Raw genomic sequence first — 14,742 nt, forward strand, 5'->3', positions numbered from 1 at the left:
AGCCAACAGAACTATTTGTCTGTTGGCTTAATATATCTATTAGATAATAACATGTCTACTGACTCTACACCTGTTGCTGATGCATATCCATTTGTTGCTGCCTCTAATATGGCTCCCATATCTTGACCTTGGAAAAATACCGCTATAATAACTCCTATTAATGCTCCTCCCATAAGTCCAGGTATTGCTGGTACTTTAAGCATTACTAGCACAATTACTGCTATTGGTGCAATTAATAAAAGTGGTGATAGTGTATTAAATGAAGATTCTAATGTACTACTAATTAATTGTATTTGACTTGCATCTAATTCTTGTCCAGAATATTTCATTCCCATTATATCAAATAACAAAATGTTCATAATTATTAGTAGGAAGTAAAAATTTTCTCTCTCCTACTCTGCTTCTTGCTCTTTTCACAGTTTCTTCCGGTGAATATATTTTAATCTTGACCTTGTTTTTAATTTGATAAAGGAGATATAATGCTTGTGCTCCATCTATCAAATCTCCATTTAATCCCTCGGCTCTTACTCTTTTTACAGAAGAAGATTTATCTTGCGAAAACTTATATACATAATATTGGTCAGAGCCTTCTGAAAAATTTTCCATATCAGTTTCATCTATAACCATATGTCTTAGAAAAAAGTCTTCGTCTTTGCCACTATAGTGAATAACATGACTCTTGTCTACGAATATTCCAAAATGATTATATATGCTGTAATTAACACATATTACATCTCCGTATTGAGGTTCAATCAAAATATCACCTCCCAATAAATATTTATATATAATTTATGATTTATTTTTTATAATGTTATTTATAAATTATGAAAATTCAACTCCTTGGATAATAGCTATCATGATTATCTACTTAACTTAAATATATACAAAACAAAAGACCGATAAATGTTTTTATTTGGTCTTTTGTTATAGAGTTAAAATAATGCTATAAATACACCTTTATAATTTTCTTCTATATATGTTTTTATTTCTTTACTTCTATATGCATCAGCTATGTCTTTTGCCCATTGAGTGTCTTTATCTTTTTCATTTACAACTACACCCACTGCATATTCTTCTTCATCATTTGAATTTGCTAGTGAAAGTTTTTGTGGATCTTTGCTAGCATTTTGAATATGGGCTCCAGCACAAGCTATTGCCGCTACATCTGATAGTGATTGTGGTAAACTTATCATCTCTGCTTCTATAAACTTTAAATTTTTTGGATTTTCAGCTATATCATACATAGTAGGCGATTCTACAGATTCATCTAATTTTATAAACCCTAGTTCTTCTAATAATTTTAATCCACGTGCTTGATTTGATGAGTCATTACATAATCCTATAGTAGAACCATCTTTTATGTCTTTTATATCTGTGTATTCTTCAGAATATAATCCAAATATCGGTGCTCTAACTTTTGGTTTAACCATTACAAGTTTAGTTCCTTCATTTTTGTTATAATCATCTAAGTAAGGTTCATGTTGATACATATTGGCATCTATACTTCCTTCTGCAAGAGCAGTATTAGGTGCTATATTATCATCAAAAGTAACTATTTCTACTTTATATCCTTTTTCTTCTAATTTACTTTTTGCTATTTCTGCTTCATCAATTGATGTTCCTCTAACCCCTAGTTTTATTGTTGTTTTCTCTCCACCTGCTTGTGCATTATCTTTTCCACATCCTACTAAAAATGTTGTTCCTAAAGATAAGCACATTACCAATGCTAGTAATCTTTTTTTCATTTTGTTCTTATACCTCCCAAATAATTTTGCAAATTTATTTTAATTTTTTATAAAGTCGGTCACCTATAAATTGTATTAGTGCCACTAAAATAATTAAAATCACTACTATTGTATACATTATAGTTTTATTAAAGTTTTGATATCCATGAGTTAGCGCAACTGCTCCGAGACCTCCTGCTCCTATAGCTCCAGCCATAGCTGTAGCCCCAAGTAAATTAATCATTGAAAGACAAAGTCCTGAGATTATAGACGGTATAGACTCTACTAGCATGACACCAAATATTATTTGAATAGTTGATGCTCCAAAAGAATGAGCTGCCTCTATTAATGATGAATCTACTTCTTTAAAACTACTTTCAAATATACGTCCTATAAATGGTGTGGCCACAATAGTTAATGGTACTAATGCCGCCTTCTCACCTATAGATGTTCCTACTACAAATCTTGTTAATGGTATTATAGATATCATAAGTATTATAAATGGAAACGAGCGAATAATATTTACTATAATATTTAAAATTTTATTAATAACTATATTAGGATGCAAACCATCCTTATCCGTAAGTACCAATACAATTCCAATTATAAAACCAAACACAGTCGCTAATATTCCCGAAAAAAATAACATTCTAAGAGTTGCCCATAGTGCTGGTATTATTACTATTTCTAATAATTTTGCTAAACTATAACTCTTCATAACTTAATTCTCCCTTGCTATTCTTTACATCTAACCAAGTTATATCTTTACTCTCTAAATAAAAAATAACTTTATTATAATGTTCATCCTTTATATTTATGATAAAACTACTTAATAAATCATCTCCATATTTTAAAACAGATCCATCTAATATGGGAAATGTTATTCCTAAGTCCACTGCCATTTGTGTAAATATAGCTCTGTCTTTACTTTTATCCTGCCAAATTACTTGTATATTTTTTCCTGAATCTGATAGCTCTAAATCATCATCTCCTATGAATTTTTTTAAAGCATCTGATTGTCTTAAAAATATATCCTTTACATAACCTTGTTCCGATATCCTTCCTTTTTCTAATATGGAAACTTTGTTACATATTTGTCTTACTACAGACATTTGATGTGTAACAACTACTATAGTTATTCCTAACTTCTTATTTATTTTTCTAAGTAGAGCTAAAATTGATTTAGTTGTTTTTGGATCTAATGCTGAAGTAGCCTCATCGCACAATAATATTTTAGGATTTAAAGTAAGAGCTCTTGCTATGGCTACTCTTTGCTTTTGACCACCGCTTAGATTACGTGGTTTTTCATAAATTTTATCAGGTATTCCAACTAAATCTACTAATTCTTTTACTTTTCTATCAATTTCTACTCTTGAATAATCCCAACATTTCATCGGATATGCTATGTTATCATAAACACTTTTTCTCTCTAATAATGAAAAATGTTGAAATACCATGCCTATTTCTTTTCTAAATTCTCTTAATTTTTTCCCGTGTAAGTTTTTTACTTCTTTATTATCAATTATTAATGATCCATCATTATAAGAAGTTAGTCCATTTAGACAACGAAGTAATGTGGATTTCCCTGCTCCACTTTTACCTACTAATCCGTAAATGTCTCCTTCTTCAATATTTAGATTTATATTTTTTAAAACTTCCAACTCTCCGTAATTCTTTTGTAAATTGTTTATTTTTATCATAACTTAGTTCTCCCCCATATCTACTATTCCCCTTGGAATAAAGCCTTTTTTTGCACCTTTGCCATACTTTCTTGCTGCATTCATATATGATATAAGGTTTTCTTTTGACGTAAACATTGGTGTTGTACACCCTGGTGACAGTGTAAATCCACAAGGATTATTACCCGCTATTATGATACATTCTTTAACAGATTCTTCTATGTCTTTTGATGTACCTAGTTTAATTATGTCTACAGGTTTTACATTACCTGATAATCCGACTTTTTCCCCATAATTCTTTTTAAATTCTTCCATGTCTTCACAATCATCAATACTAAAAGATGATATTCCGCTTTCTACTATTAAATCCCATCTATCATTTGTTTTACCACATATATGTAAAGATGGTGCTTTTCCATAAATTTTTTCTAGTTCAGAGCATACTTTTTTTAAATAAGGCATTTCAAATTCTAAAAATTGTTTTTTACTTATTAAACTCCCTGATGCTATTGGTTCTGAAATAGACATGCATATTTCACATTGCTCGTAAAGTTGCTTAGCACAGTGAATAAAGTTTTCTGTTGTAAAACTCAATAATTTATGTAAATTTTCTTTATTTTTTCTAGTATCTCTTAGCAATAATTCTGTTCCTCTAAGTGCTGCTGCTGTAGATAAAGGTCCTGCTGATCCTGTACCTATATTATGTGTATTTCCAAACTCATCTTTAAGTATTTTAAATGCTTCAACCATAATTGGTAATCTTCCATCTTTATTTATATTTGTAAATTCAAGATTATCTAAAATCGTATAATCAGTAATTAATGGCATTTCTATACAAGATACATTATCATCTCTATAAGAAAGTTTTGTTCCTAATGATTCAGCTATTGTCCTCAATCCAAGTCCCATGCCCATATTGTCACAGACAAAATCTTTGTGGATTTGTCTTTCCACTTGAACCATCAAATCACTTGAAAAATAATAGTCTTTCATCTTCAGTTTATAAAGAGGTGGTATAGTTTCTCCACAAGTTATTACTGTAGGTATCCTATCTACTTCTTTCCCTTGATTATAGGCTGATAATCTTTCCTTAGGACTCATCTCATCTTTTAATCCTATCATTTTTATCCCCCCAGTCTATTTTAGTTTTATTAATAGACATTTTTATTTCAACAAATCCTTTTCAATGTTAACAAAGTAAATAAGATTTTTCCACTATTTTCATTTTTTTTTATATCCATTCAAAATTTTAAATATAATTTTTTTACTATAGTTTTTTTCTATAACTCTCTAAAAATGCTATATTTTATTCATATATAAAAAGCTGCTACACAAAATTTATGATATGCTCCCTTCATAGTAGATAGTTAAAATAATAATAAATTAGTATTTGATACATTTGACATTGCAATTGAGAACAATACTACTGAAAGTCCTCTATTTCATAGTGATCGGGATTTTAAATATACAAGTAAAAATTTCAAATTAAAACTTGATAATATATCTGCTATTCAAAGTATGTGCCGTGTTGGAAGATGTATAGATAATGGACTAATAGAAGGATTTTGGGGAATTATTAAATCTGAAATGTATTATTTGAAGAAATTTCATAATTTTTAAGAATTAAAATTAGCAATAGATAAGTGTATAGATTTTTATAATAAAAGAAGATTACAAAAAAGATTAAAAGGCCTGACTCCGATGGAATATGGAGAACAGACCTTTGTTGCTTAGTTTTTATTTTTACACTGTCTACTTGACAGGATTCAGTTCATTTCTCTGTTGGCTTAATATATCTATTTAATTCAATATTTAATTAACTTTTTCAAATTTTAAACCTTTTTCATTGTCATCGCCAATTCTTGCTACCTTATAATTAAGTGCTATCATTGCCAGTGAAACTAATGGATTTATTATATTTAATAAAGCATATGGCGCATATACAAAGGCTGATACTCCTAATGTTCCTGCTATATATGCTCCACAAGTATTCCATGGTACTAATGGAGAACTTAGTGTTCCACTATCTTCTAATGCTCTTGATAACATTTTTGGATGTATACCTCTTTTTCTGAATTCTTCACTATACATTCTTCCTGGTATAACAATTGATAAATATTGCTCTCCAGCTATTATGTTAGTAAATGTACAAGTTAACATAGTACATAATACTGTTCCGAATACGCCTTTTGCAGCTTTTAATATAGAAGATGCTATTGCTTCAAGCATACCTGTTTTTTCTAGTATTCCACCTAAACCTAGGGCACATATTGTTAATGATACTGTTGACATCATATTCATAAGCCCACCTTTAGATAATAACATGTCTACTGACTCTACACCTGTTGCTGATGCATATCCATTTGTTGCTGCTTCTAATATGGCTCCCATATCTTGACCTTGGAAAAATACCGCTATAATAACTCCTATTAATGCTCCTCCCATAAGTCCAGGTATTGCTGGTACTTTAAGCATTACTAGCACAATTACTGCTATTGGTGCAATTAATAAAAGTGGTGATAGTGTATTAAATGAAGATTCTAATGTACTACTAATTAATTGTATTTGACTTGCATCTAATTCTTGTCCAGAATATTTCATTCCCATTATACCAAATATAACTAAAACTATTATTAATGATGGTATAGTTGAATATAGCATATATTTTATATGAGTGAATAAATCCGTACCTGCCATTGCTGGTGCCAAATTAGTTGTTTCAGATAAAGGAGATAATTTGTCTCCAAAATATGCTCCTGATATTATAGAACCTGCTACTAATCCTGTTGGTATGCCTAAACTTTGACCAATGCCTAAAAGCGCAACACCAACTGTTCCCATTGTACTCCAAGATGATCCTGTTGCTAGAGATACTATGGCACATACTAATACTGATGCCACTAAGAAAATATTTGGTGATATAACTTTTAATCCCCAATAAATCATACTTGGCACTACTCCACTTATTATCCAAGTTCCTATAAGTATACCTATTATAATTATTATTAAAATTGCTTGCATTGCCATTTTAATACTATCAAACATGCTACTTTCTAATTCAGACCATTCAAAACCTAATCTATATACACCTATAGCTCCTGCTATGGCTGCCGCTCCCACCAGTGGTACATGTGGTGATGATCCATACATAAATATTCCTACTCCTAAAAATAATCCTAAACATATTATTGGTATCATCGCCTCTAATAATGTGGCCTTCCTACTAACTTTCTGCTTCATATTAATTCTCCCCTTATAAATAGCATAATGCCTTTTTTGAAACCTATTAGTTCGTACTAGCTCTTATTATTTTCCTCATAAATCAATATGTTTTTTGCTGTATCACCTGCTTTATAATTTTAATATATAATTTGTTATATTTTATATTATAATTTTAGCACTATTTCTAACATATCGTTATTTTTTTATTAATCTTTTTTAAATTATTTTTATTTTTTAACATTATTTTTTATTATACTTATTTAAATATTTATTTTTATGTAATTTTATAAATAAAAAATACGTAGGTATCGTTTGCCTACGTATTTTTAATAATCCTCATATATTAAATATTTCACAAACACTGCTTTTAACACTGCATTGACTTGATATGATTGTCTAACTCCTGTTTTGCACCAAATAGCAAAATGTTCACAGTTATTAGCAGGAAGTAAAAATTTTCTCTCTCCTACTCTGCTTCTTGCTCTTTTCACAGTTTCTTCCGGTGAATATATTTTAAACTTGACCTTGTTTTTAATTTGATAAAGGAGATATAAGGCTTGTGCTCCATCTACAAAATCTCTATTTAATCCTTCTGCTCTTACTCTTTTTACAGAAGAAGATTTATCTTTCGAAAACTTATATACATAATATTTGTCAGATCCTCCTAAAAAATTTTCCATATCAGTTTCATCTATAACCATATGTCTTAGAAAAAAGTCTTCCTCTTTGCCACTATAGTGAATAACATGACTCTTGTCTACGAATATTCCAAAATGATTATATATGCCGTGATTAACACATATTACATCTCCGTATTGAGGTTCAATCAAAATATCACCTCCCAATAAATATTTATATATTTAATTTATGATTTATTTTTTATAATGTTATTTTTCAAAATAAAATATATGTTTTATATTCTTTTATAGTAATAGCCTTTCGTGTATCTAAAAATTTATTAATGTTAGTACTAAAAAAGTGTATAAATTAACATATTTTTATATGTTTATTTACACACTTTATATTACATCTCTATTCAAATTTAACATAAACATTATTCTTATTTCATCGTCTTTTCAAGTATTTTTATTATTTCTGCCATTTTTTCATCAGTATCAGTATCATTATTATAACAAGCATCTTTTACGCAATGCTCTAAATGCTGTTTCAAAATTAGTATATTAGATTTTTTTAAAAGAGACTGTGCTGCTAAAATCTGATTTGATACATCTATGCAATAACGTTCTTCTTCTATCATTTTTATTATTCCATCAATCTGACCTCTAGCTGTCTTAAGCGATTGAATTGATTTTTTTTTATCTGTATTCATTACCTTCCTCCTATTCATCACCCCTATAGGGTGTATGTGTTCTCATAATAAAACATTTTATTAAAGTTGTCAACTTCTATCTAATATTTTTCATTGTTTCCTTACTTAATTTTATAGCTGTTGGAACATCCATTAAGTTACTTCTCAAATCTTAGGATATAAGCTGATATATATATTATTTTAAACAAAAACAAAAAAACTATTTTGAACCTTACTAAAATACAAGTAATTTCAAAATAGTTTTTATACTAATTTATTTTTTATTTATCCATATAATCCATAGGTTCTTCTAAAGATATTTGTCCTATTTTACCTTCTCTATACTCATTCAAAACAGTTTGAGCTATTCTAGTATAGTCAAGTTCTTGTCTTCCTAGTATAAATCCTCTTTTTCTACCTATCATTTCCATAGTTTCAAGAGGAGTTTCTCCTAGCTCTTCTAATTTATATCTAGCTTTTAATTTCTCCGGCTCTATTTTCATAAGCTTTTCTATAAATTTAAGTCCTAGAGTGTCTATATCTAGTATTTCGTCTTTTATAGCTCTACTGAAAGCTAAGTTAAGTGCAACTTCTTGATCTTCGAATTTAGGCCAAAGTATACCTGGAGTGTCTAGTAGTTCCAAGTTTCCTTTAAGTCTTACCCATTGTTTGCACTTAGTAACTCCTGGCTTATCTCCAGTTACAGTACTTTTTCTTCCTGTAAGTTTATTTATAAGAGTTGATTTACCTACGTTTGGAACACCAACTATCATAAGTCTGATAGCTCTTTCTTGTCTTCCCTTAGCTTTAAGGTTGTCCATCATTTCCTTAGTAACATTTTTACACTCTTCTACTATTTTATTTACTCCATTACCTTTTATAGTAGCTACAGGTATTGCTTTTATTCCTTTTTTAGCATAGTAGTTAACCCATTGGCTTAGGTTAGCTGGATTTGCTAAGTCACTTTTGTTTAAAACAACTACTCTTGGCTTATCTCCAACTATTTCATCTATTTGAGGGTTTTTACTTGAGTAAGGTATTCTAGCATCTAATAACTCTATTACAACATCTACCATTTTCAAGTTATTTTGAACTAATTCCTTAGTTTTTTTCATATGCCCTGGATACCAGTTTATATGTAAATTATCGTCTTTTAAGTACTCATCGTAGTCACTTCTTCTATAATCTCTTGCCATGTCTTCACTTCCTTATCTTTTATAAGTGCTTATTTATTTTATCCTAATGTTTAGGATTTTATTTTTTTCTTATATCTATAATTTTGTCCATATTTCATCATATTAATGACTGAAAAAAAGGAAATCCCTAAAGAGATTTCCTTCCTAAATTAACTTAAAAAGTTATTATTTATTTCTAGCTTCTTTTATCTTAGCAGCTTTACCAGTTCTAGTTCTTAGGTAGTTTATCTTAGCTCTTCTTACTTTACCTTTTCTAGTAACTTCGATTTTTTCTACTTTTGGAGAGTGAACTGGGAAAGTTCTTTCTACACCAACATTGAAAGATATTTTTCTAACAGTGAAAGTTTCTCTAGCTCCTCCACCTTGTCTCTTCATTACTACACCTTCAAATACCTGAATTCTTTCTCTTTTTCCTTCAACTATTTTAACGTGTACTTTTACAGTGTCCCCAGGTCCAAATGCAGGAACTTCAGCTTTTAATTGTTCTTGTTCTAATGATTTTATTAATTCGTTCATTTTCTTCCTCCTAAGTTCATAGACGCTCTTAATTACTGACCAATGTAAACAGAGGAGCGGCCGTTATTTATCAACAGTCTTAATTATACTATAATTATTTACTTGTTACAAGACTTTTTATACAAATCTGGTCTTCTAAGTCTTGTGATTTTCTTAGATTCATCAAGACGCCATTGTTCTATTTTTTGATGATTACCTGACAGTAACACATCTGGTACAGACATACCCATAAACTCTCTCGGTCTAGTGTAGTGTGGGTATTCTAATAAATCATCTTTGAAACTTTCTTCTTCAAAGGATTCATTTTGACTAAGTACTCCTGGAATTAGTCTAGCTATGGAATCTATCATAATTAAAGCTGGAAGTTCTCCACCTGTTAATACATAGTCTCCTATAGAAACTTCATCCGTTACTATTAAATCAATTATTCTTTGATCTATTCCTTCATAATGACCACAAAGTAATATTATGTCCTCCCCTAGAGATAAATCACAAGCTATATCTTGTTTATATACTTGTCCTTTTGGTGTTAAATATACCACCCTAGGATTTTTTATATTGTGAGTTTCTACAATATGCTTATATGTGTCATATATAGGTTGAGGAGTCATAAGCATTCCTGCTCCTCCTCCAAATGGATAGTCATCCACTTTTTTATGTTTGTTTGCTGAAAAGTCTCTAATATTGTACACATGCACTTCTATTATTTCTTTTTCAATAGCTCTTTTCATTATACTTTCACTCATATATGAGTGAAAAATATCTGGGAAAAGAGTCATAATGTGAAACCTCATATTATCACCTAATCTAACATTCCTTTTATAGGATCTATTATCATTTTCTTTTCTTCTATATTTATTTCAGGAACAAATTTTAATGTTGATGGGATAAGATATTCTTTGTCATTCTCTCCTTTTACAACATATACATCGTTAGCTGAATACTGTAGTACGTCTTTAAGAGTTCCTACTTTATCTCCACCTACTGTAAATACTTCTAGCCCTATTAAATCTGCTATGAAAAATTCATCTTCATCAAGGTCTACACTGTTATCTCTAGATATATAAAGGTTTTTAGTTTTAACTTTTTCAGCAAGCTCCACAGAGTCTATACCCTTTATTTTCATTATTACCATATTCCCTTTATATCTAACTTTTTCAACTTCATATTTTTTTTCGAAGTTTTTATCAAGATAAAAACTTTCTAAATCATCAAATCTGTTTATATCGTCCACATATGGATATACTCTAACTTCGCCCTTAAGACCTTGAGTATTTACTATCTGACCGATTCTAAAATGAGTTAAATTTTCTTTCATAGTCTCACCTTCTTTAAATTGTTTCTTTCTTTTTAAAAAATATATCTTAAAATATCAAATAATATTTGTTTTTTGTTTTTAGTTTTTGTTTTTAGTCTTTAGTCTTTGTTTTTAGTCTTAAAATTATTTTATATTTATATATTTAATATTTGTATGATTATTTTCAACTTTAAAGATTATTATAAACAAAAAGGATTAGGCACATACCTAACCCTTCTATAATATTTCAAGTGAAACCTTGACATTTTCTTTATTTCCAGCAGATTTTAATACAGTTCTAATAGCCTTAGCTATTCTTCCCTGCTTTCCGATAACCTTGCCAACATCATCTTGAGAAACTTTTAGTTTTAAGATAATTTCATCTTTTTCCATAGTTTCTTCTATTGTCACTTCGTCAGGATTATCTACTAGAGCTTTGACAATATGCATAACTAGCTCTTTCATATATTCATCTCCTAAAAATCAATCCATAATGGATTATATTAAGTATCTGAATAGTTTAAATACTATTTAGATTGTTTTTGAGCTTCGAACTTTTCAGTTATTCCGTTTTTAACGAATAATTTTTTAACTGTTTCAGTTGGTTGAGCTCCTACTGATAACCATTTTAAAGCTTTCTCATCGTTTATTTTAGTTTCTTTGTTAGCTGAAACTGGATTGTAGAATCCTATTTCTTCTATGAATTTTCCATCTCTTGGTGCTCTAGAGTCTGCTACTACTATTCTGTAGAAAGGTTTTTTGTTTGCACCCATTCTTTTTAATCTTATTTTAACTGCCATTACAGTCACCTCCGAATTTTTTTTGTCTATTTTGTGTATTATTTATTTAAAGAAAGGAAGTCCGCCAAGTGCGCCTCTTTTCTTCATACCTTTTTGATTTCCCATAAACATCTTCATCATTTTTTTCATTTCACCTAATTGTTTTACAAGTCTGTTTATGTCTTGTACGCTTGTTCCACTACCTTTTGCTATTCTTCTTTTTCTCGAAGCATTTAGTAGCTGAGGGTTACGTCTTTCTTCTAAAGTCATAGATTGTATTATGGCTTTAGTTCTTTTCATTTCTTTTCCGTTTAAGTCCACATCACCAAGTTGATTTTTTATGTTACCCATACCTGGCATCATTCCAAGAATTTTATCTAGTGGTCCCATATTTTCTATTTGTTCCATTTGAGTTAAGAAATCTTCAAAGTCAAAATCTTGTTTTCTTATTTTACTTTCTAATTCCTTAGCTTTTTCTAAATCCATAGCATCTTGAGCTTTTTCTATTAAACTTAGTACGTCTCCCATTCCAAGAATTCTCGATGCCATTCTGTCTGGATAGAATGGTTCTAAATCGTCTAGTTTTTCACCCATACCTATAAATTTAATTGGTTTTTGTGTTACAGCTCTTATTGAAAGTGCTGCCCCACCTCTTGTATCACCATCTAGTTTTGTAAGAACTACACCGTCTAAGCCTAAAGCTTCATCAAAACTTTGTGATACATTTACTGCATCTTGACCTGTCATAGAGTCAACTACTAATAAAATCTCATGAGGTTTTATTTCTGTTTTAATGGATTTTAATTCATCCATTAAAGTTTCGTCTATATGAAGTCTACCTGCTGTATCTATAATAACTAAGTCATTGTTATTTTTTAGAGCATGACTTAATCCTGCTTTTGCTATATTTACTGGGCTTTCTTTGTCACCCATATTAAATACTGGTATATCTAATTTTTCTCCTACAACTTGTAATTGTTTGATTGCTGCAGGTCTATAAACGTCACAAGCTACTAATAAAGGTCTTTTACCTTGTTTTTTAAAGTAATTACCTATTTTACCTGAAGTAGTTGTTTTACCAGCACCTTGAAGACCAACCATCATAATAATTGTAGGTGGTTTCGAAGATATCATTACTTTACTTTGTACATCTCCCATAAGAGCAGTAAGTTCTTCGTTTACTATCTTGATAACGTGTTGAGCTGGAGTTAAACTTGTCATAACCTCTTGTCCAACACATCTTTCTTGAACCTTTTTTATAAAATCTTTAACAACTTTAAAGTTTACGTCTGCTTCTAATAAAGCAAGCTTAACTTCTCTCATTGCATCTTTTACATCTTTTTCTGTAAGTTTTCCTTTTGATTTTAACTTACCAAGTGCGCCTTGCAATTTATCTGATAAACCTTCAAATATCATTTCAACAACTCCCTACATATTTGTTCTATTGTTTCTAACTTAGGGATTAAATTAGCACAATCTCTATTTTGCAATAAATCTTGTTTAATGTCAACAATTTTACCTTCAAGTGATTTTAAGATTTTTTCTTGCTCGTTATTTTGCGATACCAAGTGAAGTTTGCTTTCATATTCTCTCAATATCTTCTCTGAACGTTTAAGTGTATCGTAAACTCCTTGTCTAGATACATTGAGATTTTCACTGATTTCACCTAAAGAATAATTCTCTTCATAATAAAGTGAAACTATTTCTTTTTGCTTCTCAGTTAATAATTCTTTATATTGTTCAAATAATAACCCGATTTCAACCATCTTATCTATATTCATAACTTCACCTCCCAGTGTATACTGTAAAGGTTAATTACTTTACACATTGTATTTTATATTAAAACCAATTTATTGTCAATATATATTTCGTCTAAATTTTACCCAAATAATGCCTCTGAAAATGCTTTAGCATCAAAGTCTTGTAAATCTTCCATTTTTTCTCCAACACCTATTAATTTAACAGGTACATTTACTTCAGATTTAACAGCTAAAACAACTCCACCTTTTGCAGTTCCATCAAGTTTAGTTAAAACAAGTCCTGTAATATCACATACTTGTTTAAAACTTTTTGCTTGAGATACAGCATTTTGTCCAGTAGTAGCATCCACAACTAATAATACTTCTTTTTTAGCTTCTGGATATTCTCTATCTACTATTTTAAATACTTTTGATAATTCATTCATTAAGTTAGTCTTATTGTGTAGTCTTCCTGCTGTATCACAGATTAATAAATCAATGTCTCTTGCTTTTGCAGCTTTTATTGAATCAAATATTACAGCTCCTGGATCTGCACCTTCTTGATGTTTTATTATATCTACATCACTTCTATTAGCCCATACTTCTAATTGGTCTATGGCAGCGGCTCTAAATGTATCTCCTGCTGCTATTAAAACTTTTTTACCTTCTTTTTTGTATCTGCTAGCTAATTTTCCTATTGTTGTAGTTTTTCCAACTCCATTAACTCCTACCATTAATATTATTGTTGGTTTATGACTAACATCTAAAGTTGAATTTTCATTAGTTAGTATTTCTTCTATTATTAACTTCAATTCTCCTTTAACATCTTGTGGATCAGTTATCTTTTTAGTTTTTATTGCATCTGTTAGTTTTTCAATTATATTCATTGTTGTATCTACACCAACGTCTGCTGTTATTAGTATTTCTTCAATTTCTTCTAATAACTCATCATCAACTTTTGTATATGATTTTAAAACTTGGTCTACTCTGTCTGTTATACCTTGTTTAGCCTTTGATAAACCTTGTTTTAATCTATCAAATAGACTTATTTTAGGTTCTTCAGTTTTCTCTTCGACAATTTCTTCTTTTTCTGCTACTATTTCTTCTACTTGTGTTTTTTCTTCTACTTGAACTTCTTCCTCTATTGATGTATCTATAGAAACTTCTTCTATAGATTCAACAGTTTCATCTTTTTCTACTACTTCTTCTTCACTTACAGCTACTTCTGGCACTTCTTCTTGTTTGTTCTTTTTGAAAAACTTCTTAAACACTCTGCTTCCT

The 14,742-nt window shown here is 29.7% G+C and carries 19 protein-coding genes; 1 reads left to right on the forward strand and 18 read right to left on the reverse strand.

Annotation, left to right across the window (positions count from 1 at the left end; translation table 11 throughout):
* Window positions 1-11: 11 nt before the first annotated feature.
* The 6 genes from TVTCOM_RS13960 to TVTCOM_RS13985 form a co-directional block, all read right to left on the reverse strand.
* Window positions 12-359 carry a hypothetical protein gene (locus TVTCOM_RS13960; RefSeq protein ID WP_434796884.1) on the reverse strand — a complete coding sequence of 116 codons (348 nt, stop codon included), beginning with the start codon at window positions 357-359 and terminating at the stop codon, window positions 12-14.
* On the reverse strand, window positions 340-756 hold the full coding sequence (locus TVTCOM_RS13965; protein WP_434796885.1) for a lecithin retinol acyltransferase family protein: 417 nt from the start codon (window positions 754-756) through the stop codon (window positions 340-342). The genes TVTCOM_RS13960 and TVTCOM_RS13965 overlap by 20 nt, the downstream gene beginning before the upstream one ends.
* Window positions 757-932: 176 nt before the next feature.
* The gene (locus tag TVTCOM_RS13970; RefSeq protein WP_434796886.1) at window positions 933-1,745 is read right to left on the reverse strand and encodes a MetQ/NlpA family ABC transporter substrate-binding protein; all 813 of its coding nucleotides are present in this window, start codon (window positions 1,743-1,745) and stop codon (window positions 933-935) included.
* Window positions 1,746-1,779: 34 nt separating this feature from the next.
* Complete coding sequence (locus TVTCOM_RS13975) at window positions 1,780-2,442, reverse strand: methionine ABC transporter permease (RefSeq protein WP_434796887.1); 663 nt, start codon at window positions 2,440-2,442, stop codon at window positions 1,780-1,782.
* Window positions 2,429-3,424, reverse strand: coding sequence for a methionine ABC transporter ATP-binding protein (locus tag TVTCOM_RS13980; RefSeq protein ID WP_434796888.1), 996 nt, complete (start codon window positions 3,422-3,424; stop codon window positions 2,429-2,431). The genes TVTCOM_RS13975 and TVTCOM_RS13980 overlap by 14 nt, the downstream gene beginning before the upstream one ends.
* Window positions 3,425-3,427: 3 nt before the next feature.
* The gene (locus tag TVTCOM_RS13985; protein WP_434796889.1) at window positions 3,428-4,525 is read right to left on the reverse strand and encodes a uroporphyrinogen decarboxylase family protein; all 1,098 of its coding nucleotides are present in this window, start codon (window positions 4,523-4,525) and stop codon (window positions 3,428-3,430) included.
* Window positions 4,526-5,050: 525 nt separating this feature from the next.
* Here TVTCOM_RS13985 and TVTCOM_RS13990 point away from each other — a divergent pair.
* On the forward strand, window positions 5,051-5,137 hold the full coding sequence (locus tag TVTCOM_RS13990) for an IS3 family transposase (protein ID WP_434799746.1): 87 nt from the start codon (window positions 5,051-5,053) through the stop codon (window positions 5,135-5,137).
* 78 nt (window positions 5,138-5,215) lie between these two features.
* Here TVTCOM_RS13990 and nhaC read toward each other — a convergent pair whose 3' ends face one another.
* From nhaC to ftsY, 12 genes are all read right to left on the reverse strand, one after another.
* The gene (gene nhaC / locus TVTCOM_RS13995; protein WP_434796890.1) at window positions 5,216-6,643 is read right to left on the reverse strand and encodes a Na+/H+ antiporter NhaC; all 1,428 of its coding nucleotides are present in this window, start codon (window positions 6,641-6,643) and stop codon (window positions 5,216-5,218) included.
* A 308-nt stretch (window positions 6,644-6,951) separates the two neighbouring features.
* Window positions 6,952-7,455, reverse strand: coding sequence for a lecithin retinol acyltransferase family protein (locus tag TVTCOM_RS14000; protein WP_434796891.1), 504 nt, complete (start codon window positions 7,453-7,455; stop codon window positions 6,952-6,954).
* A gap of 230 nt (window positions 7,456-7,685) precedes the next feature.
* The gene (locus TVTCOM_RS14005; protein ID WP_434796892.1) at window positions 7,686-7,955 is read right to left on the reverse strand and encodes a metal-sensing transcriptional repressor; all 270 of its coding nucleotides are present in this window, start codon (window positions 7,953-7,955) and stop codon (window positions 7,686-7,688) included.
* Between the two features lie 260 nt (window positions 7,956-8,215).
* Entirely contained in the window at window positions 8,216-9,130 is a 915-nt protein-coding gene (ylqF, locus tag TVTCOM_RS14010; RefSeq protein WP_434796893.1) for a ribosome biogenesis GTPase YlqF, read from the reverse strand.
* A 165-nt stretch (window positions 9,131-9,295) separates the two neighbouring features.
* On the reverse strand, window positions 9,296-9,646 hold the full coding sequence (gene rplS / locus TVTCOM_RS14015) for a 50S ribosomal protein L19 (protein ID WP_434796894.1): 351 nt from the start codon (window positions 9,644-9,646) through the stop codon (window positions 9,296-9,298).
* A gap of 98 nt (window positions 9,647-9,744) precedes the next feature.
* Window positions 9,745-10,440, reverse strand: coding sequence for a tRNA (guanosine(37)-N1)-methyltransferase TrmD (trmD, locus tag TVTCOM_RS14020; RefSeq protein WP_434796895.1), 696 nt, complete (start codon window positions 10,438-10,440; stop codon window positions 9,745-9,747).
* 8 nt (window positions 10,441-10,448) lie between these two features.
* Window positions 10,449-10,964 (reverse strand): ribosome maturation factor RimM, encoded by a 516-nt coding sequence (rimM, locus tag TVTCOM_RS14025; protein WP_434796896.1) that lies wholly within the window; start codon window positions 10,962-10,964, stop codon window positions 10,449-10,451.
* A 216-nt stretch (window positions 10,965-11,180) separates the two neighbouring features.
* On the reverse strand, window positions 11,181-11,408 hold the full coding sequence (locus tag TVTCOM_RS14030; RefSeq protein WP_018589721.1) for a KH domain-containing protein: 228 nt from the start codon (window positions 11,406-11,408) through the stop codon (window positions 11,181-11,183).
* 62 nt (window positions 11,409-11,470) lie between these two features.
* Window positions 11,471-11,743 carry a 30S ribosomal protein S16 gene (gene rpsP / locus TVTCOM_RS14035; RefSeq protein WP_434796897.1) on the reverse strand — a complete coding sequence of 91 codons (273 nt, stop codon included), beginning with the start codon at window positions 11,741-11,743 and terminating at the stop codon, window positions 11,471-11,473.
* A gap of 42 nt (window positions 11,744-11,785) precedes the next feature.
* Window positions 11,786-13,138 carry a signal recognition particle protein gene (gene ffh, locus TVTCOM_RS14040; protein WP_434796898.1) on the reverse strand — a complete coding sequence of 451 codons (1,353 nt, stop codon included), beginning with the start codon at window positions 13,136-13,138 and terminating at the stop codon, window positions 11,786-11,788.
* Complete coding sequence (ylxM, locus tag TVTCOM_RS14045) at window positions 13,135-13,503, reverse strand: YlxM family DNA-binding protein (RefSeq protein WP_434796899.1); 369 nt, start codon at window positions 13,501-13,503, stop codon at window positions 13,135-13,137. Before ylxM ends, ffh begins: the two co-directional genes overlap by 4 nt.
* A gap of 98 nt (window positions 13,504-13,601) precedes the next feature.
* Window positions 13,602-14,732: a signal recognition particle-docking protein FtsY gene (ftsY, locus tag TVTCOM_RS14050; RefSeq protein ID WP_434796900.1), complete on the reverse strand. Its 1,131-nt coding sequence runs from the start codon at window positions 14,730-14,732 to the stop codon at window positions 13,602-13,604.
* Between the last annotated feature and the right edge of the window lie 10 nt (window positions 14,733-14,742).

It is taken from the genome of Terrisporobacter vanillatitrophus (assembly GCF_051148895.1).
In the GTDB taxonomy this organism is placed as follows: Bacteria; Bacillota; Clostridia; order Peptostreptococcales; family Peptostreptococcaceae; genus Terrisporobacter; species Terrisporobacter vanillatitrophus.

Excerpts from the sequence above, each read along its gene's own strand:
- TVTCOM_RS13960 (WP_434796884.1), bottom strand. The coding sequence starts at position 359 with ATGAACATTTTGTTATTTGATATAATGGGAATGAAATATTCTGGACAA.
- TVTCOM_RS13970 (WP_434796886.1), bottom strand. The coding sequence starts at position 1,745 with ATGAAAAAAAGATTACTAGCATTGGTAATGTGCTTATCTTTAGGAACA.
- TVTCOM_RS13975 (WP_434796887.1), bottom strand. The coding sequence starts at position 2,442 with ATGAAGAGTTATAGTTTAGCAAAATTATTAGAAATAGTAATAATACCA.
- TVTCOM_RS13980 (WP_434796888.1), bottom strand. The coding sequence starts at position 3,424 with ATGATAAAAATAAACAATTTACAAAAGAATTACGGAGAGTTGGAAGTT.
- TVTCOM_RS13985 (WP_434796889.1), bottom strand. The coding sequence starts at position 4,525 with ATGATAGGATTAAAAGATGAGATGAGTCCTAAGGAAAGATTATCAGCC.
- nhaC (WP_434796890.1), bottom strand. The coding sequence starts at position 6,643 with ATGAAGCAGAAAGTTAGTAGGAAGGCCACATTATTAGAGGCGATGATA.
- TVTCOM_RS14005 (WP_434796892.1), bottom strand. The coding sequence starts at position 7,955 with ATGAATACAGATAAAAAAAAATCAATTCAATCGCTTAAGACAGCTAGA.
- ylqF (WP_434796893.1), bottom strand. The coding sequence starts at position 9,130 with ATGGCAAGAGATTATAGAAGAAGTGACTACGATGAGTACTTAAAAGAC.
- rplS (WP_434796894.1), bottom strand. The coding sequence starts at position 9,646 with ATGAACGAATTAATAAAATCATTAGAACAAGAACAATTAAAAGCTGAA.
- trmD (WP_434796895.1), bottom strand. The coding sequence starts at position 10,440 with ATGAGGTTTCACATTATGACTCTTTTCCCAGATATTTTTCACTCATAT.
- rimM (WP_434796896.1), bottom strand. The coding sequence starts at position 10,964 with ATGAAAGAAAATTTAACTCATTTTAGAATCGGTCAGATAGTAAATACT.
- TVTCOM_RS14030 (WP_018589721.1), bottom strand. The coding sequence starts at position 11,408 with ATGAAAGAGCTAGTTATGCATATTGTCAAAGCTCTAGTAGATAATCCT.
- rpsP (WP_434796897.1), bottom strand. The coding sequence starts at position 11,743 with ATGGCAGTTAAAATAAGATTAAAAAGAATGGGTGCAAACAAAAAACCT.
- ffh (WP_434796898.1), bottom strand. The coding sequence starts at position 13,138 with ATGATATTTGAAGGTTTATCAGATAAATTGCAAGGCGCACTTGGTAAG.
- ylxM (WP_434796899.1), bottom strand. The coding sequence starts at position 13,503 with ATGAATATAGATAAGATGGTTGAAATCGGGTTATTATTTGAACAATAT.